The 18,819-nt window shown below is 42.6% G+C and carries 12 protein-coding genes, 4 tRNA genes and 3 rRNA genes; 17 read left to right on the top strand and 2 right to left on the bottom strand.

Annotation, left to right across the window (positions count from 1 at the left end; genetic code table 11):
• Positions 1–5 precede the first annotated feature (5 nt).
• The 11 genes from bhn_RS13460 to bhn_RS13410 all read left to right on the top strand — a co-directional run bounded on the left by bhn_RS13460 (position 6) and on the right by bhn_RS13410 (position 9,282).
• Entirely contained in the window at positions 6–1,259 is a 1,254-nt protein-coding gene (locus tag bhn_RS13460; protein ID WP_071177171.1) for a DUF5711 family protein, read from the top strand.
• A gap of 9 nt (positions 1,260–1,268) precedes the next feature.
• Positions 1,269–1,730, top strand: coding sequence for a CvpA family protein (locus bhn_RS13455; RefSeq protein WP_071177170.1), 462 nt, complete (start codon positions 1,269–1,271; stop codon positions 1,728–1,730).
• Positions 1,731–2,046: 316 nt separating this feature from the next.
• Positions 2,047–3,591, top strand: a 16S ribosomal RNA gene (locus bhn_RS13450).
• Between the two features lie 70 nt (positions 3,592–3,661).
• Positions 3,662–3,779 (top strand): 5S ribosomal RNA (gene rrf, locus bhn_RS13445).
• A gap of 6 nt (positions 3,780–3,785) precedes the next feature.
• Positions 3,786–3,858 (top strand) — tRNA-Ala (locus bhn_RS13440).
• Positions 3,859–4,060: 202 nt separating this feature from the next.
• Positions 4,061–6,923, top strand: a 23S ribosomal RNA gene (locus bhn_RS13435).
• Together the 16S, 23S and 5S rRNA genes with 4 tRNA genes alongside form the textbook arrangement of a ribosomal RNA operon.
• Before the next feature lie 108 nt (positions 6,924–7,031).
• Positions 7,032–7,104 (top strand) — tRNA-Asn (locus tag bhn_RS13430).
• A 30-nt stretch (positions 7,105–7,134) separates the two neighbouring features.
• A tRNA-Glu gene (locus bhn_RS13425) sits at positions 7,135–7,206 on the top strand.
• Positions 7,207–7,215: 9 nt separating this feature from the next.
• Positions 7,216–7,286: transfer RNA gene (locus tag bhn_RS13420), tRNA-Cys, on the top strand.
• A gap of 66 nt (positions 7,287–7,352) precedes the next feature.
• A complete protein-coding gene (locus bhn_RS13415) occupies positions 7,353–8,351 on the top strand; it encodes a hypothetical protein (protein WP_071177169.1) in 999 nt (332 codons plus the stop codon).
• Between the two features lie 22 nt (positions 8,352–8,373).
• Positions 8,374–9,282, top strand: coding sequence for a S1 RNA-binding domain-containing protein (locus bhn_RS13410; protein WP_071177168.1), 909 nt, complete (start codon positions 8,374–8,376; stop codon positions 9,280–9,282).
• Between the two features lie 70 nt (positions 9,283–9,352).
• On the opposite strand, the gene gnpA is transcribed toward bhn_RS13410, so the two are convergent.
• The gene (gene gnpA, locus bhn_RS13405) at positions 9,353–11,521 is read right to left on the bottom strand and encodes a 1,3-beta-galactosyl-N-acetylhexosamine phosphorylase (RefSeq protein WP_071177167.1); all 2,169 of its coding nucleotides are present in this window, start codon (positions 11,519–11,521) and stop codon (positions 9,353–9,355) included.
• 30 nt (positions 11,522–11,551) lie between these two features.
• A complete protein-coding gene (locus bhn_RS13400; protein WP_071177166.1) occupies positions 11,552–12,601 on the bottom strand; it encodes a glycoside hydrolase family 88/105 protein in 1,050 nt (349 codons plus the stop codon).
• Between the two features lie 170 nt (positions 12,602–12,771).
• On the opposite strand from bhn_RS13400, the gene bhn_RS13395 reads away from it, so the two are divergent.
• From bhn_RS13395 to bhn_RS15495, 6 genes are all read left to right on the top strand, one after another.
• Complete coding sequence (locus tag bhn_RS13395) at positions 12,772–13,731, top strand: helix-turn-helix domain-containing protein (protein ID WP_071177165.1); 960 nt, start codon at positions 12,772–12,774, stop codon at positions 13,729–13,731.
• A gap of 247 nt (positions 13,732–13,978) precedes the next feature.
• Entirely contained in the window at positions 13,979–14,929 is a 951-nt protein-coding gene (locus tag bhn_RS13390) for an ABC transporter permease (protein ID WP_071177164.1), read from the top strand.
• A 13-nt stretch (positions 14,930–14,942) separates the two neighbouring features.
• Positions 14,943–15,872 carry a carbohydrate ABC transporter permease gene (locus bhn_RS13385; protein ID WP_083386001.1) on the top strand — a complete coding sequence of 310 codons (930 nt, stop codon included), beginning with the start codon at positions 14,943–14,945 and terminating at the stop codon, positions 15,870–15,872.
• A gap of 132 nt (positions 15,873–16,004) precedes the next feature.
• Positions 16,005–17,717: an extracellular solute-binding protein gene (locus bhn_RS13380; RefSeq protein WP_071177163.1), complete on the top strand. Its 1,713-nt coding sequence runs from the start codon at positions 16,005–16,007 to the stop codon at positions 17,715–17,717.
• A 118-nt stretch (positions 17,718–17,835) separates the two neighbouring features.
• A complete protein-coding gene (locus bhn_RS13375) occupies positions 17,836–18,594 on the top strand; it encodes an NAD-dependent protein deacylase (RefSeq protein ID WP_071177162.1) in 759 nt (252 codons plus the stop codon).
• Positions 18,595–18,597: 3 nt separating this feature from the next.
• The gene (locus bhn_RS15495; protein WP_072704666.1) at positions 18,598–18,771 is read left to right on the top strand and encodes a DUF951 domain-containing protein; all 174 of its coding nucleotides are present in this window, start codon (positions 18,598–18,600) and stop codon (positions 18,769–18,771) included.
• Positions 18,772–18,819 lie beyond the last annotated feature (48 nt).

Genomic DNA, 18,819 nt, shown 5'->3' with positions numbered 1-18,819 from the left:
AGGCTTTGGCGGAAGTAAAAGATTTTAAAGCTTATGCCGACAAATTAAATAAGATCATCGAGTCAGATGAAGAACTACCTGAGGAATCCTTTGATGAGAGCCCTGTAAGAGAAACTTCCTATAAGGAAAAGATACGAAGCCATAAGCTCAGAGTGTTTTTTAGAACAGTGATCATTGCGGCTGTCACAATATTCTTTGTGGCAGCAGTTTATATCAGCTGGAGGGATAAGGAATATTCTGAAGCTGTTATCTCTACCGGTTCTAGTATTACAAATGGAGCGGATGCCAAGGTTATCAGTCTAAGCGGCCACATTGTTCAGTATAGTAAAGATGGCATCAGTTGTTTGGATGAAAGCGGACAGGTGCTTTGGAATCAGACATATGAGATGCAGAGTCCTATAGCTCATACTTGCCAGAGTATAGTTGCGGTTGGTGACTATAACGGGCATAACATATACGTCAATAGTGTCAGCGGCTCTTTGGGACAGGTGGATACTAATCTTCCAATTAGAGATTTCTGCGTATCATCCCAGGGGGTGGTTGCAGCTGTCCTTGATGGTAAGGATGTTACCTGGATCTACCTCTATGATTCACAAGGAAACACTTTAGCTAACTTTAAGACCACAATGAAGGACAGTGGATATCCTATAGATATCAGTATTTCTCCTAATGCGGAGCTGGTATGTGTATCGTATCTTTATCCGGAAGATGGTCAAGTTAAGACTAGTGTTGCATTTTTTAACTTTGGATCAGTGGGACAGAACGCGATAGATAACTATGCTAGTGGATTTGACTACCCAGGAGAAGTTGTTCCCTACGTGCAGTTTATGAATTCAAGCGCAAGCTTTGCTATATCTGACGCCAGAATAATGTTCTATTCTGGAGATGAAAAACCTATCATCAAGAGTGAGAGCTTTACTGGAAATGAAGAGATCAGATCTGTGTATTTCAGTGATAGCTATGTTGGACTTGTCTTTGCCAACAGTACAGATGAAGGCGCTTATAGACTTCAAGTCTATAATGAGAGTGGAGCTATTATACTTACAACATATTTTGATATGGATTACACAGAGATCATCTTTGACAAGAATCAGTTTGTTATCTATAACGAAGATGAATGTGTTATCAAGGATATGAAGGGTCATGATAAGTTCAAGGGGACATTTGACAAGCCTGTTCGTACAATGGCTGCCACAGGTGCTAGAAACAAATTCATTCTTGTAACAGCTAGTAGTGTTGATACTTACGTTTTGAAATAAGGATATGATATGGACTTTGATATTTCACAAGTAGTAATGACTATTGTAGTCTTGTGCTTGATCTTATGGAGAATGTCATATGGTGCTAATAATGGCCTGTTTGCGGAAGCGGCAGGCCTTGTTGCTGTCATAGCGTCCTTTGCTGCGGTATATTATCTTATGAATATCGCAGGAAGCGTACTTTATAAGAACTTGGGAACTATCATCCCGAAGATAGGCTACCTTGTAGTAGCATTTGCGGTATATAAGATAATGACTTCTATAGGAGAAGCATTCAAAAAGGTAAAGAATATACCGGTGGTTGGGAAGTTTGACAGATTCATGGGCGCAGTTATCGGTATATTTGAAGCTGCTTGCATCATATATCTTGTTGAATTCATTACTGATATTGATATCGTGATACCTGTCTTGAAGGTTGGAACCCAGTTATTTTGCGGTATTCAAAGATATTTAAGAAGTTTTTATAAATAATTGAAAAAAGGTGTTGCATAGTAAAAAAAGTAGTGCTATACTATGTCTTACCCGCTGTGAGGTGAGCAACCTCAGTAAATAAGCGGTTTTCCGACAAATCAAAAGTCGAAAAAATAATTTTAAAAAGTTGTTGACAGACACTTGAAGCTGTGATATCCTAAATGAGTTGCGGCTGAGAGCTAAGCAACAAAGCACATTGACAAATAAACAGTAATGCAACCCTGAAAAATTCCAAGAGAATTATTCAGAACAAAGATTTGGTAAATAACGGACAGAACAAAAGCCAAGCTTTAGTTCTTTGTCAGATCAAACTTTTAAACGTGAGAGTTCGATCCTGGCTCAGGATGAACGCTGGCGGCGTGCCTAACACATGCAAGTCGAACGGAGATTTAACGCTGATGAGGCTTCGGCGGATTCTTGTTAAATCTTAGTGGCGGACGGGTGAGTAACGCGTGGGCAACCTGCCTCATACTGGGGGATAACAGTTGGAAACGGCTGTTAATACCGCATAAGCGCACAGCATCGCATGATGCAGTGTGAAAAACTCCGGTGGTATGAGATGGGCCCGCGTCAGATTAGCCAGTTGGCAGGGTAACGGCCTACCAAAGCAACGATCTGTAGCCGGCCTGAGAGGGCGGACGGCCACATTGGGACTGAGACACGGCCCAAACTCCTACGGGAGGCAGCAGTGGGGGATATTGCACAATGGAGGAAACTCTGATGCAGCGACGCCGCGTGAGTGAAGAAGTATTTCGGTATGTAAAGCTCTATCAGCAGGGAAGAAAGGCTCGTAAGAGAGATGACGGTACCTGACTAAGAAGCCCCGGCTAACTACGTGCCAGCAGCCGCGGTAATACGTAGGGGGCAAGCGTTATCCGGATTTACTGGGTGTAAAGGGAGCGCAGACGGTGATGCAAGTCTGAAGTGAAACCCCACGGCTCAACCGTGGGCTTGCTTTGGAAACTGTATGACTAGAGTACTGGAGAGGTAAGCGGAATTCCTAGTGTAGCGGTGAAATGCGTAGATATTAGGAGGAACATCGGTGGCGAAGGCGGCTTACTGGACAGCAACTGACGTTGAGGCTCGAAGGCGTGGGGAGCAAACAGGATTAGATACCCTGGTAGTCCACGCGGTAAACGATGAATACTAGGTGTTGGGTGCCATAGGCATTCAGTGCCGTCGCTAACGCAGTAAGTATTCCACCTGGGGAGTACGTTCGCAAGAATGAAACTCAAAGGAATTGACGGGGACCCGCACAAGCGGTGGAGCATGTGGTTTAATTCGAAGCAACGCGAAGAACCTTACCAGATCTTGAGATCCAGATGAATACAGGGTAATGCCTGTAGCTCTTCGGAGCATCTGAGACAGGTGGTGCATGGTTGTCGTCAGCTCGTGTCGTGAGATGTTGGGTTAAGTCCCGCAACGAGCGCAACCCTTGTCCATAGTAGCCAGCAGTAAGATGGGAACTCTATGGAGACTGCCAGGGATAACCTGGAGGAAGGTGGGGATGACGTCAAATCATCATGCCCCTTATGATCTGGGCCACACACGTGCTACAATGTCGTAACAAAGGGACGCGATCCCGCGAGGGTGAGCAAATCTCAAAAATAACGACCCAGTTCGGACTGTAGGCTGCAACCCGCCTGCACGAAGCTGGAATCGCTAGTAATCGCAGATCAGCATGCTGCGGTGAATACGTTCCCGGGTCTTGTACACACCGCCCGTCACACCATGGGAGTCGGAAATGCCCGAAGCCGGTGACTTAACCGTAAGGAGAGAGCCGTCGAAGGCAGGTCTGATAACTGGGGTGAAGTCGTAACAAGGTAGCCGTAGGAGAACCTGCGGCTGGATCACCTCCTTTCTAAGGAAAGAAAAAGGAATGAAGTAGGGAGTTGTATTACTGTTTAGATGCCAATGAGCATCAAGAAATTTCCGGTGGCGATGCGCTTAGGGGTAACACCCGTTCCCATCCCGAACACGACGGTTAAGACCTAAGCGGCCGAAAGTACTATACTGGCAACGGTATGGGAGGATAGGTGGCTGCCGGATCCAAATGGGGGTGTAGCTCAGTTGGGAGAGCACCTGCCTTGCAAGCAGGGGGTCAAGAGTTCGAATCTCTCCATCTCCATTCGTCAAGAAATAACTTGACGTTGTACCTTGAAAACCGAATACTGAGAAATTTTTTAATCCAAGATATTTTTACGATTAAAAGACATCGAAAATCCAAAACAAAGAAACAAATTTATTCTTTATGAGTAACGCTATACATCATAAAGAAGAGAGAATGGTTATCGAAAGATAAGACCAGTTCTATACTAGCTAACTAAAATGGTTAAGTTATATAGGGCGCAGGGCGGATGCCTTGGCACTAAGAGCCGATGAAAGACGTGATAAGCTGCGAAAAGCTACGGGGAGATGCAAATAATCCTTGATCCGTAGATATCTGAATGGGGCAACCCGGCAGAGAAGAACTCTGTCATCGTTAACTGAATCCATAGGTTAACGAAGGGAACCCGGTGAACTGAAACATCTAAGTAGCCGGAGGAAGAGAAAACAAAAGTGATTCCGTAAGTAGCGGCGAGCGAACGCGGAAGAGCCCAAACCTAGGAGCTTGCTCTTAGGGGTTCGGACTGTATAATCGATGGAGACTGTTAGTAGAATCTGAATGGAAAGTCAGAGCCAAAGAGCGTGAAAGTCGCGTATACGAAAACGGTCGAAGCGAGACAGTATCCAGAGTAGGACGAGACACGTGAAACCTTGTCTGAATATGCGGGGACCACCCCGTAAGGCTAAATACTACTTAGTGACCGATAGCGAATAGTACCGTGAGGGAAAGGTGAAAAGGACCCCGGGAGGGGAGTGAAAGAGAACCTGAAACCCTGTGCCTGCAAGCTGCGAAAGCTCCATATGAGAGTGATCGCGTACTTTTTGTAGAACGGTCCGGCGAGTTATGTTTGTTGGCGAGGTTAAGCACTTAAGGTGAATAGCCGAAGGGAGACCAAGTCTGAATAGGGCGAATAGTCGTCAAACATAGACCCGAAACCGGGTGATCTATCCATGGACAGGATGAAGCGGCCGTAAAAGGCTGTGGAGGTCCGAACACACATCCGTTGAAAAGGGTGGTGATGAGCTGTGGATAGGGGAGAAATTCCAATCGAACTCGGAGATAGCTGGTTCTCCCCGAAAATAGCTTTAGGGCTAGCCCTGTAGCATTCCTCTTGGAGGTAGAGCACTGAATATCCGCGGGGGCTTCACCGCTTACCAAAGATTATCAAACTCCGAATGCCAAAGAGGATGAGCGCAGGAGTCAGACTACACGAGATAAGTTGGGTAGTCAAAAGGGAAAGAGCCCAGATCTACGGCTAAGGTCCCAAAGTACGTGTTAAGTGGAAAAGGATGTGGGATTTCATAGACAGCTAGGATGTTGGCTCAGAAGCAGCCACACATTCAAAGAGTGCGTAATAGCTCACTAGCCGAGAGGTCCTGCGCCGAAAATTACCGGGGCTGAAACACGACACCGAAGCCTAGGGATTGTTATCATCTACGGGTAATAATGATCGGTAGGGGAGCATTCACAGGGGCGTAGAAACTGTACCGAAAGGAGCAGCGGAGCGCTGTGAAGAGAGAATGCCGGAATGAGTAGCGAGATGGAGGTGAGAATCCTCCAGGCCGAATATCCAAGGATTCCAGGGTAAAGCTGATCTGCCCTGGGGAAGTCGGGACCTAAGCTGAGGCCGAGGAGGCGTAAGCGATGGACAGCAGGTTGATATTCCTGCACTTATGTATATCAGAACTGTGGGGACACAGGCAAAAGGCACGAGCCGGGGAAGGAAGAACCGGTCCCGCAAGGGGGAGCGAAGTATAGTAGTGAAGCGTGAGATATGACTGTCAAGAAAAGCCACTATTGCGTATACATAACCCGTACCGTAAACCGACACAGGTGGATGAGGAGAGAATCCTAAGGCCGACGGGAGAAGCATTGTTAAGGAACTCGGCAAAATGTCCCCGTAACTTCGGGATAAGGGGAGCCCACGCAAGTGGGCCGCAGAGAAGAGGCTCAAGCAACTGTTTAGCAAAAACACAGGTCTATGCGAAACCGAAAGGTGAGGTATATGGGCTGACGCCTGCCCGGTGCTGGAAGGTTAAGAGGAGAGGTTAGAGCAATCGAAGCTTTGAATTTAAGCCCCAGTAAACGGCGGCCGTAACTATAACGGTCCTAAGGTAGCGAAATTCCTTGTCGGGTAAGTTCCGACCCGCACGAAAGGCGTAATGATTTGAGCACTGTCTCGGCAATGCACCCGGTGAAATTGAAGTACCAGTGAAGATGCTGGTTACCCGCGCCAGGACGGAAAGACCCCATGGAGCTTTACTCCAGGTTGATACTGGGGTCCGGTACCATATGTACAGGATAGGTGGGAGACTAAGAAGTAGTGACGTCAGTTGCTACGGAGTCGCTGTTGGGATACCACCCTTATGATGCTGGGCTTCTAACCAAGGATCTTGAAACAGGTCCGGGGACAATGTCTGCCGGGGAGTTTGACTGGGGCGGTCGCCTCCGAAAGGGTATCGGAGGCGCTCAAAGGTTCCTTCAGAATGGACGGAAACCATTCGCAGAGTGCAAAGGCAGAAGGGAGCCTGACTGTGACACCGACGGGTGGAACAGATACGAAAGTAGGACTTAGTGATCCGGTGGTATGAAAGTGGGATTGCCATCGCTCAACGGATAAAAGCTACCCTGGGGATAACAGGCTTATCACTCCCAAGAGTTCACATCGACGGAGTGGTTTGGCACCTCGATGTCGGCTCATCGCATCCTGGGGCTGTAGCAGGTCCCAAGGGTTGGGCTGTTCGCCCATTAAAGCGGTACGCGAGCTGGGTTCAGAACGTCGTGAGACAGTTCGGTCCCTATCCGGCGCGGGCGTAGGATATCTGAGAGGAGCTGTCCTTAGTACGAGAGGACCGGGATGGACGGACCGCTGGTGTATCAGCTGCATCGCCAGATGCATAAGGCTGGGTAGCCACGTCCGGAAGGGATAAACGCTGAAGGCATCTAAGCGTGAAGCCCCCCTCAAGATGAGATATCCCTGCTTCGGCAGTAAGACCCCTTGGAGAGTACGAGGTTAGATAGGCACAAGGTGTAAGCACGGTAACGTGTTCAGCTGATGTGTACTAATAGGTCGAGGGCTTATCCAAAATGCAAGTATAGGAAATGGATTTAGATATCAGTGTTCGGTTTTGAAGGTACAAAGCAAAAGGACCATGCAGTAGCATGGCATTTTGTATATATAGTATCTTTAATAATCCTCCTTAGCTCAGTCGGTAGAGCATTCGGCTGTTAACCGAAGTGTCGTTGGTTCGAGTCCGACAGGGGGAGCTAAAAAAGACTGTTACTACGGTCTGATACGGCTCCGTGGTCAAGCGGTCAAGACATCGCCCTTTCACGGCGGTAACACGAGTTCGATTCTCGTCGGAGTCATTTTAATATGGTGACATAGCCAAGCGGTAAGGCATAGGTCTGCAACACCTTGAGCGGCGGTTCAAATCCGCCTGTCACCTCTATAAAATCTGTAAGCATATGGCTTACAGATTTTTTTTATATATTCAACAATTAAGGAGAGTGTGATGAAAAGAAGACTTGCAATGATCTTAGCTGCCAGCCTGATGTTAGTAGGTTGTGGTAGCAACGAAGCAAAAGAAATCGATAAGGAGATAACTGGAAGACAGTCAAGTACTGAAGAAACTTCACTAGAAGCTATAACATCTGAAGCCACTGAAGAAGTAAGTGAAGTAGAAGAAGATAAAGAAGTACCAGCTGTAGATCTGTTATATAACTTTCTTGGAGTAGATGGAAAGACCGCTTCCGCAGTGTCTGATGTAGAGATATCAGTTGATTCCTACGATGGCGAGCACTACTTTGATTATAAAGTAGGTGATGAAATATCATTGGAAGAAATAAAGACTAGCATCAGCAAGAGCGGATGGGGAGATGAAATGAAACTCTCATATACATTCTTTTATCAAGATAAAAAGAGCCCAATATTAGCGGTTCTTGTCCCAGATAATCCAAATTATAGAGATGAGAATAACTGTCTTTTGTTCTTTGCTGTAAAGGATGGAGAAGTACATTTGGTTTCATACAAGGATACAATGTGCGATGAGTATACATATGGATATGTTGGTCAGGGAGGGCTTCTTTCTTATAAGTCTCAACCACTTGGACGTAGTAGCGGAAACCTTTTGATAAATAAAACTTATATTGTTGATAAAGATGGACAGATAGTAGATCTTTTCAATGAAACAATGGCAGTAGCAAGTGAAGCAGAATACATGGGAGATGATCACAGGGCTTTTGCTATATTTGCTGAAATGTATGCGGATGGCAATTGGTCATATGTTTCTGTTCTTGAATGTGGATCAGATAAATACTATGTACTATATTCTGATGGCAGTGATACTGATCTTGATGCAAGATTTATTGAAGCTTGCGACAAAGAGGGTATTAAGGTTTATAATAGGGATGAGTTATTGCCTATTTTAAATGGCTATATTCATGAACTTGGCTATGAGGAAGATATTACTGATCTTGATAATAAAGTAGCTAAGTGGAATGACCTAGACTAAAAAAATACTTGGGGAGGATATCATGGCAGAAGAAACAATGAATGACTTTAAAGATGAGATCGACAGATCTTTTCGTAAGATCAAAGAGGGTGACATACTCGAGGGAACAGTTATTGATGTAAAAGATACTGAAGTAGTACTTGATCTTAAGTATTACACCCAGGGTATCATCAGAGCTGAGGATTTGAGTGATGATCCAAAGTTCAGTATACACAGAGATATTCATGTTGGGGATGAGATTTCTGCAACAGTAGTAAGTACAGATGATGGGTATGGAAACATTCTTTTATCTAAGAAGGAAGCCAATCAGATAGTTGCATGGGATAAGTTAAAAGAACTTATGAACTCCGGGGAGTATGTAGATGTTAAGATATCAGAGGCTGTAAAAAGCGGATGTGTTGCTTTCCTTGAGGGAATCAGAGGTTTTATTCCTGCTTCAAAGCTTGACCTTAATTATGTAGAAGAAAGTGATCTTGATTCATTTGTTGGTAAGACATTGAAAATTAAGGTAATTACTGCAGATGAAGAGAATAGAAAGCTCGTACTTTCTGGAAGAGAATTCCTGAAAGAACAGGCAGATGCCAAGAGAGCAGAGATGATATCAAATGTTGAAGTAGGACTTGTAACAGAGGGTGTTGTAGAAAGCCTTCAAAATTATGGAGCATTTGTAAACCTTGGAAATGGAATGACAGGTCTTGTCCACATTTCTCAGATCTGTAACCAGAGAATTGCACATCCTTCTTCAGTGTTAAAGGTTGGCCAGAAGGTAAAAGTAAAGGTTACTGCTATCAAAGATGGCAAGTTGAGCCTTAGTATGAAAGCATTGGAAGAAATTGCTGCAACTGAGATAACAGAAGAAAAGATAGAGTTTGAGAGTGATGGAGAAGCTACAACATCACTTGGAGATCTTCTTAAAAAAGCAGGATTCTGATATAAAAAAGACGGTGATCATTCACCGTCTTTTTTTACACACACACTATGAAAAGGAACAGCTAAGAATATTATAGCTGAATTATAACTGTATCGAATGGTGCTACGTTCTCAAACTTCTTATCACCAAATTCCGTCTTTACTGTTGTGCTCTGCACAGCATCTGAGTTATTGATTACAATAAGTCTCTTGTCTGCAGGGTAGAATGCACATTCCATATTTGAGTTATCAGTTATGTATTTCTGAGCTAATGGCATATTAGCAGCATACATAAGTATGTTTAAAAGGAGTCTGTTGTTTAAAACATTAGTTTCAAATGTGGATAAGTATATGCCTTTTCCCTTACCGATGTGGTTAACTGTGAAAAGAGGATTTCCGTCTTTTTCAGCAAGTACTTTAGCATTTCCATCAGTTAAATGAACATGGCATCTTTCTGGAACGAAGCTTCCTTCAGGAATAAGTCCTTCAACTTCTGTTTTATCAAATGCCCATTTTCCATGACATACATAAGGTGAAGTGTTCTTGTCTACGCCAAGTACAGGAGCCATTCTAAAGGTTGTATTATAGCCGTCAACAGCAGAAGGTTCGTTAACACCGATAAATGTTCCACCATCGTATACCCATTTAGTAAGAACTGCTACTATGGAATCGTCTTTCCAATTATCTCCACCGCTCCATGCAGTGCCCTGTGCACCAGCATTGATGATCACCTGATATTTTGATAGATCAGTAGTCTTTACATCTTCAAAGCTGATAAATGACACATTAACAGGAAGTCCGGAAAGAGCTTCGTTGATATGGATCAGATCATTCATGAAAGTTTCATGGAAATGTCCGCTAAGTGTCCAGCTTCTTAAACTTCCCCAACTGTGAAGAACAGCAACGTTAACATCTAATGTATAAGGTGAACCATTTGTATGAAGATCTCTTATTGTTCTGAACTCATCAGAAATCTTTGCAATGTAATCAACAAAGTCTGGATAGTTTTCAACAAGGTGAAGGTATCCTCCAAGACCAATCCTGTCGATCTTTGCTCTTAAAAGAGCTCTTCTAGTATGATTCCAATATTCTTTTGCATCTCTAGTTGGATCTCCGCCAGGAGCGAAGGTTGGAAGTCCACCAAGGCCAACAGGGAAAAGATATGGATGTAATCTAAGTTCGTGGGTTTCGATATCAGCGCCAGCACATAGTCTTACTTCGTAGCCGGAGAATACGCATTTGATAAGTCCGTCAAAATTAAAGTCCTTAAATCTCTTGCTGTAAGGCTCTACACCAACCCAGCTGTCATCGTAGAATACATAAGCTTTTTTGCCATACTCATGAACCATGTCTACAAGCTTACGACCAAATTCAACTACGAAAGAATTTACGAAATCCATGTAATCGAGCTGAGTCTTAACAGGTGGCTGATGAGTTACATGAAGTGCACCCTTGTTAATGAAATCTTCAGCAGTAAGTTTGTAACCATAACGCTCAGCAAAGTTATCAAGCATCTTTGGACTTACTGTGAAATCATATGAACCCCAGTCTGTAAAAAGATTTCTGTTTCTTTCGCTGCTTCCCCAGATCCAAACAAAGTTGTAAAACATTGAAGTGAAACGTACAACTGTAGTTGCAGGATGTGTTTCACACCAGTTTTTAAGCCAGGAGAGCATGTACTCCTGAGTCTCAGGATAAACAGGATCGATAGGCATCAAATGCTCTTTATCCCAGTTATTTGTGGTGTGGTTGTACATGGAAATTTCTTCCCATATTCTGTAAGCAAGGAAGCTTACAGTATAGCTGTGATAAGGTATTACGTTGTTAACAATGACATTTCCAGCTTCTTTTTCATAAGTCCAAAAGTTATTGCTGATCTCCTGACCTGTAGTGCGGTCAAAGACCTGCCAGTACTTCATTGACTCTTTGCTATCGTTTACCACGAACTGCTGATCAAAAAAGTCATCAATAAGATGAAAGATAACGTATGAATCATCAGCTACTTTAGGCTGTGTCATAAGAAAAGACTGCTGAAGCTTGTCCTTATTTGCATTGGCCCATTCATTGTGGTCTCTTATGATACAGATTGTTGAATAAATGCCATAACCTGAATCCAAGATCTCATCTGAGAGAACTGTTCCGTCACTATCTCTGATAACGTCAGCTCCCCATTTGTCAGCAAGCTCCAAAGTGAGCTTTTCGTAACCTGATTCACCAGGAAGAGTGAATCCTCCTTTGGAATGCTTTGAATCTAAACTCATAATTTATTAAACCCCCAAGTAGTTGATTGATTATAGTGCGCCATCACTACGAACTTTGTCATAATTAAGTACTCCAGAAAGATAAGCAAGTGCAAGTCCCTGGCCCCAGCCCTGAATCCACTCTCTGGAAATGTTTCTGTAACCATCTCTGTCTTTCATGACTGCTGTTCCGCCTGAAACGTTGAGAACACGGCCATCTTCAGTAATGTTATCAAGAATGCCAACAGTAGCTTTGTTGATATATTTGATGTGAAGAGGATTGCCCTTGTTGATCATTGCAGCAGCAATACCGCAAGAAGCGGAAACTTCTTCATAAGAATCTGGATCATCGAGAATAGTTCTGAATAATCCGTTTTCTGTCTGTAAAAGCTTGATAGAAGCAAGCTGCTCATTTAAAGAACCAACAATATCAAGGAACTTTGGATATAAGTAACATTCAGGAAGAATGCGTCCTACCTCAGACATTGTGTATGCAGCCCATGCGTTGGCTCTTCCCCAATAGAAGCCAGACATGTGGTCTTTTGTAATGTTGTTGTATCCATGATAGAAAAGACCTGAAGCAGGATCCTGGAGATATTTGATATGCCAGTAATACTGGTTTAATGCATCGTCAATGAGCTTTTCATCCTTTAAAAGAACTCCGGCTCTTAAAAGGAAAAATGCTGCCATGAAAAGTGTGTCTGCCCAGCATTGTTCAGGAAAATCATTGTTAACTGAAACAGTGTGCTGAAGAACATTGTCACCAAAACGAAGAGCTTCGTTCTCAAGGTAGTCAATCTTGCTTTTTGCAATATCAAGATACTTTTCATCATTTGTATATTCATATAATGTGAGCATAGCGTGTCCCATGGCACAAGTGTTGACTGTCCATGATGGAAGACCAAGCTCTATATATTCATCAACTCTTTCTTTTAAGAGTTCAATATATTCCTTTTTACCTGTAGCAAGATAAGCCTCGCATACACCATAATAAGCAACGCCTCCTGGCCAATCCCAGGTAAGATCCATACGCATGGTTCTCTTTACGATGGAATCAATTGCGTTTTCGATTTCTTTTTTGTCATAAATAAGATTTGCCATAATACTTCCTTTTCTGCAAAAACATAGTATTTTGAGCAAATTATATTAGTTGATGGTTGAAAAGTCTATTCAAGTAGATGAAAAAACTATGCAATTTCAACTATTTGAGTTAAAATAAGTCATCGAAGTTAATGGACGAAATACTAAATTTTTTTATAAAGGATAAATTTATGTCAAAGCCCAAGAAAACTGTCATAGAATACCGTAACTATGAGCTTCCGCTCAATTTTCCAATTCTTCTTTTGACTGGAGACAGATGGCATATTTCCGATGTAAAGTCTGGAAAACTTCATTTCCATAATTGTCTTGAGATTGGGATCTGTCACAGTGACAGCGGAATGATTGAATTTGATAATGATCCTGTACCATTTAAGGAAGGGGATATGACCTTTATATCTCGAAATGTTCCTCATACAACCTATAGCACTAAAGGACAGGCAAGTCTTTGGTCTTACATTTTTTTGCAGCCTGATGAAATGCTAAAAGGGGACTTTGGAGGGGCTTCACCATATGCAAATGTCTTTGAAGATATGATGCAGAACTCCCAGATCATAATAAATAGGAAGGAATATCCGGAGATATACTTCCTCATCAGAACCATTATGGAAGAACTTGAAAAGAAGGAAATGAACTACCAGTTGTCTGTGAAAGGCCTTCTTCTGGCACTTTTCATGAAGCTCATGAGAATATATAATGCCACAAATGACAAGAATAAAGATGACAAAGAACCCCATGAAAATGCCATTGTTATTGCGCCGGCGCTTGACTATATCAAGGAAAATTACATGTTCAATTTTCCTATAGAGGACCTGGCAGACATGTGCCACCTGAGCCAGACTCATTTTAGAAGGGTGTTTGGAGAGATCATGAACACTAGTCCGCTTAGCTATCTCAATACCACTAGGATCTTACAGTCATGCATATTGCTTAGGACAACGGAAGAGTCAATCCTTACAATATCCGAGAGAGTAGGCTTTAGATCGGTATCAAGCTACAACCGGCATTTCTCAGAGATCATGGGCACGCAACCTAGTGAATGGAGACACAGAATGGCCAAGGTTGATAAGTCTTCAATTCTTGAATATACCGGCTGGATGCAGGCTCAGAACCTGACAGAACCACAAAAATAAGTGAATATGAGAAAAAAGAGTGGGTAACCACTCTTTTTTATTTGCCTAAAATAAACTGACGGTATTTAGAACAACACCATTTGTACAATGTGCACAAAAGTAAGTATCTCGTTTTATATATAAGAGACATATCGAACTATAAAAAAGCAAATAAATGGTTGATATTGCAAAGCTTTTTTAACTAAGTGATTAGATGCGCATACTAAATTATTTTAGGATTGTTTTATCAAAGGGGAGGAGCAATATTATGAGTAATGTTCAGACAAAAAATAAGGGGAGTATCTCGCGCTCTTCTTGGAAAAACAGTCTAAAGCGCGATTGGCAACTATATCTTCTTTTGCTTATTCCACTTGCTTTGGTGATCATATTTAGCTACGGTGCTTATCCAGGACTTCGAATGGCATTCATGGATTATAAGCCTGCTAAAGGATTTTCAGGAAGTAAATGGGTAGGCCTTGGAACATTCAGAAAGATCTTTAAAGATGCTGATTTCACAAGAGCCCTTAGAAATTCAATTGTATTTAATATACTTGATCTTTTAGTTGGTTTCCCTATGCCAATTATTTTGGCACTTATACTTAACGAGCTTAGATATCAAAAGTTTAAAAAGGTTTCTCAGACGATTTTATATCTTCCACATTTCCTTTCATGGGCGATCATCGGTAGCGTAGCACTTACAATGTTCAAGCCTTCTAGTGGACTTGTAAACGTAGCACTCATGAATGCAGGAATCATAGACAGTGGAATACCATTTCTTAATGAAAAATGGCACTGGGCAGTAACGTACCTTCTCATCGGAGTATGGCAGGGTATGGGATGGGGAACAATCCTCTATCTGGCAGCTATCACCGGAATCAGCGGTGAGCAGTATGAAGCAGCTATGATCGATGGAGCCAACCGCTGGCAGAGAATGGTCCACATCACACTTCCGGGTATCAGAAGTACTATCGTAACACTTCTTATTATGAACCTTGGCCGAGTAATGGGTAGTAACCTTGAGAGACTTACAGCTCTTGGAAATACTCAGGTAAAAGAGTTCCAGTATCAGCTGGCAATCTACATCTTCAATAAAGGTCTTGAGAATAATAAGTTCAGTCAGGCCACAGCAGTTGGTTTGTTCCAGTCAGCTATAGGCGTTATATTAGTTCTTTTATCTGACAGGATAGCCAAGAAGCTTGGCGATGATGGCTTGCTATAGGAGGTTGTTACAAATGCTTAGAAATAATAAAGCAAAGAGCGAAGAAAGCTATTCAGCTGGCGGAGCTCATGCAGTTATAGGATTTAAGATCAGCGACGCGATCATGATGCTGGTCATCATACTTCTTTGCGCTACATGTGTACTTCCATTTATCCATGTTGCAGCAAAATCAATATCAGGAAATACAGCAGTAATGTCACAGTCAGTATATTTCTGGCCAAAAGATATTACACTTGATGCATTCAAAAGAGTACTTGCAGATCCAACAATGAGTCACTCAATGATCTTCTCAGTATGGATCACACTTTTGTTTACAGTCCTTGGAATGATCGTTTGTACATGCGCAGCTTACCCTCTTTCCAAAAAGAGACTTAAAGGCCGCCCAGTACTTACATTCCTACTTATGGTACCTATGTATTTTACAGCCGGAATCATTCCTTCATACATTTTGTATTACCAGCTGCATATCCTTGATACATTTTGGGTTTTGATATTACCACTTATTTATTCACCATATAACATGCTCATCATGAAGAACTATTTTGCATCAACTATTCCAGATAGTTTGGAAGAGTCAGCATTCCTTGATGGAGCAACAAATTTCCAGATCCTTTGGAAAATAGTTCTTCCACTTTCAAAACCTATTTTGGCTACACTTTCACTGTTCTACGCAGTAGGACGTTGGAATTCTTATGCGGACAACATGTACTATACAAGATCTGCCGACCTTAAGATGATGCAGTACAAGCTTTATCAGTTAGTTGCATCTGCTACAGAGGCTCAGACAGCGTCACTTGCAGATACAGGTGGAGTAACACAGTCAACACCAGAAGTACTTCAGGCTGCATGTATCATGTTCGTAACAATTCCTATCATTATCATTTATCCATTCCTTCAGAAGTATTTTGTTCAGGGAACAATGGTAGGAGCAGTAAAAGGCTGAGAGCACTTAACGAGCTGAAAGCGAGTTTAGTGCGAACGTGTTCTGGCGAGCGAAGCGAGAGCAGAACGTCATTATGAATGAAACCTCAAATCGAGGTTCAGATATTTTCTTATATGTAAAAGGAGGATTACGATGAAAAAGAAGGTTTTAGCTGCATTACTTAGCGCAAGCATGGTAATGGGAATAGCAGCGTGTGGACAGAACAATGCACCTGCTACAACAGAAGACAACACTGAAACTCAGGAAACTGAGGCTGAGGCAGAAGCTACTACTTCAGAGGAGACTTCTGATGTAACAGCTGGTATTGATGGATGGGAGCCATTCTCAGACCCGGTAACTCTTAGAGTAGCTGTATACGACAGAGGTGATAACGGCAATGGATGCTCTGACGTAGAGAACAACTACTGGACAAAGTGGGTTCAGGAGAACTTCGGTGACAAGTACAACATCAATGTTGAATATGTAGGAATCACTCGTTCAGACGTTATGACTGACTATGCAATGCTTGCTTCAACAGGTGAGCTTCCTACTCTTTGTATGGAATATGACTATGACAAGCTTGCAACATGGGTATCTGATGGATATTTACAGCCATACGATGTTGATCAGTTCAAGACAATTGCTCCTACATACTTCCAGAACATGGTAGATAACGGACTTACAAACTACATCCAGATGCAGGGTGACAACTATCTTGTAGTTGGTAACAGACCATATGGTGCTTCAACTTACACATACTGCACATGGTACAGACAGGACTGGCTTGAAGAGGCTGGATACACAGAGCTTCCTACAAAGGACTCAGAGCTCCTTGAGCTTTATGCTAAGCTTGTAGAGAACGGACATGAGTATCCTCTTTCAGGATCAAAGGTTTCAGGTGCTGGTGTAGACCAGAACTACAGCTACAGAGATTATCCACAGGATGAAGTAACATGGGCTACAACAGGTGACTATCAGATTCCTGCTCTTTCAACAGAGGCTCAGAAGAGATTCCTTAAATGGCAGAACGAGCTTTACAATGATGGTTACATCAACCCTGAGTACTACTTAAGAGCTCAGTCAGATGTAGAAGCTGACTTCATCAATGGTAAGGCATTCCAGTGGTCAGGTTATGTTTCATCAACAATGAACGTACTTAATTCTCTTTATGAGAACGAGCCAGATGCTAAGCTTGCAGTTGCAGTTTGCCCATCAGAGTTCATTCAGGATGAGACATGGGGCAACAGCAATGCATATCGTCCAGGCGGTAACATCGGTGCTATGATCGGTTTCGCAAACAACGCTACAGAAGATGAAGTTAAAGCTGGTATGATGTACCTTGAGTGGATGGCTCAGCCAGAAAACCTCTTCACAATGCAGTGGGGTATCGAAGGTAAGAACTTCAACTACGAAAACGGTAAGCCAGTTGCAGTTGGTGATCAGTCAGGTCTTGAAGAGCAGCAGGGTCACAACAACAACGTTGACTATTGGATGGTTGTAACAGCTATCAAGGTTCTTGGAAACATCGAAGACGATATCGCAGCAATCAATCCTCAGGGACTTCCTCAGGACTTCTACGATCAGATCCTTGCTAACTACAACGGACAGATGGCTATCTACAATGCTGGTAAGTGCAATGTTGACTGTATGTTTGGTGCAGCTCTTGAGTCTGTAACAGAGTATGGTAACACACTTAAGGAAGAGCTCTACCCAGAGTATCGTGATCAGCTTGTAATGTGCAAGCCAGAAGAGTTTGATGCTCTTTACGATGAGCTTTCACAGAAGTATCTTGATGCAGGATACCAGGAGATCATTGATGAGAGACAGCAGCTCCTTAATGATGGTCTTTCAACAAGACTTCAGTAATAAATAATCTTTTAGATGCAAAAGTGCCGCTTGGGAAACCGGGCGGCACTTTCTGTATACAGAAGTTCTCTTGAATGTATTATAATAGGAAAAGAAGTTTTGACGGAAAGGGGGACTTATGGAGGAAGAAGTTAAAAAATTCATAGAATGGATGGATGATTCAAAAAACGTTGTATTCTTTGGCGGAGCAGGCGTTTCTACAGAGAGTGGTATTCCTGATTTTAGAAGCAAAGATGGACTGTACAATCAGCACGATATCAGATTTGACAAATATCAGCCGGAATATCTTTTGAGTCATAGCTGTCTTATTTATGAACCAAAGGTTTATTATGAGTTCCATAGACAGAAGATGGACACTCGTGATATTGAACCAAACAATGCTCACAAGTATCTTGCAGCGCTGGAAGAGACTGGAAAGCTAAAGGGGATAGTAACTCAGAACATCGATGGACTCCATCAGAAGGCTGGAAGCAAGGTCGTATATGAGATCCATGGAAGCGCGCTCAGGAACTATTGTATGAGCTGCGGCAAAGAATATCCTGACGATTATATTTTTGAATCTGATGAGCCGATTCCAAAGTGCTCATGCGGTGGAACCATCAGACCAGATATCACTCTATACGAAGAGGGGCTTCCAGAAGATCAGGTCAGTGGGGCAATAGATGCTATTTCTAAGGCAGATATGCTCATAATTGGTGGTACGTCACTTACAGTTTACCCTGCAGCTTCATTTATCAACTATTTTAGAGGCAGGTACCTCGTAATAATCAATGAGAGTGATATTCCTGTTAAAAGAGCTGAGAACACTCTTATAATTAAAGAAAAAATCGGGAAAGTATTTACCGAAGTAGCAAAGTTACAAGGAATAACATTATAAAGAATGGATATTCAAGTAGGAAATATAGTTAAATTAAAAAAACAACATCCTTGCGGAAGCTTTGAATGGGAGGTTTTGCGCGTTGGAGCCGACTTTAGACTCAAATGTACAGGCTGCGGGCACCAGATCATGATTCCTAGAAAAAACTTGGAAAAAAGTGTTAAGGGGATACGATAAAAAGCTTGCAATTATCACGTGGATATGATAACATACCATTCTGTGATA

It is taken from the genome of Butyrivibrio hungatei, assembly GCF_001858005.1.
In the GTDB taxonomy this organism is placed as follows: domain Bacteria; phylum Bacillota; class Clostridia; order Lachnospirales; family Lachnospiraceae; genus Butyrivibrio; species Butyrivibrio hungatei.
Note: the sequence above shows the minus strand (reverse complement) of the source record. Positions and strands in the feature narration are given on the sequence as shown.

Coding starts and splice junctions, on each gene's coding strand:
- bhn_RS13375 (WP_071177162.1), top strand. CDS start 17,836: ATGGAGGAAGAAGTTAAAAAATTCATAGAATGGATGGATGATTCAAAA.
- bhn_RS15495 (WP_072704666.1), top strand. CDS start 18,598: ATGGATATTCAAGTAGGAAATATAGTTAAATTAAAAAAACAACATCCT.
- bhn_RS13380 (WP_071177163.1), top strand. CDS start 16,005: ATGAAAAAGAAGGTTTTAGCTGCATTACTTAGCGCAAGCATGGTAATG.
- bhn_RS13455 (WP_071177170.1), top strand. CDS start 1,269: ATGGACTTTGATATTTCACAAGTAGTAATGACTATTGTAGTCTTGTGC.
- bhn_RS13390 (WP_071177164.1), top strand. CDS start 13,979: ATGAGTAATGTTCAGACAAAAAATAAGGGGAGTATCTCGCGCTCTTCT.
- bhn_RS13410 (WP_071177168.1), top strand. CDS start 8,374: ATGGCAGAAGAAACAATGAATGACTTTAAAGATGAGATCGACAGATCT.
- bhn_RS13385 (WP_083386001.1), top strand. CDS start 14,943: ATGCTTAGAAATAATAAAGCAAAGAGCGAAGAAAGCTATTCAGCTGGC.
- bhn_RS13400 (WP_071177166.1), bottom strand. CDS start 12,601: ATGGCAAATCTTATTTATGACAAAAAAGAAATCGAAAACGCAATTGAT.
- bhn_RS13415 (WP_071177169.1), top strand. CDS start 7,353: ATGAAAAGAAGACTTGCAATGATCTTAGCTGCCAGCCTGATGTTAGTA.
- gnpA (WP_071177167.1), bottom strand. CDS start 11,521: ATGAGTTTAGATTCAAAGCATTCCAAAGGAGGATTCACTCTTCCTGGT.
- bhn_RS13395 (WP_071177165.1), top strand. CDS start 12,772: ATGTCAAAGCCCAAGAAAACTGTCATAGAATACCGTAACTATGAGCTT.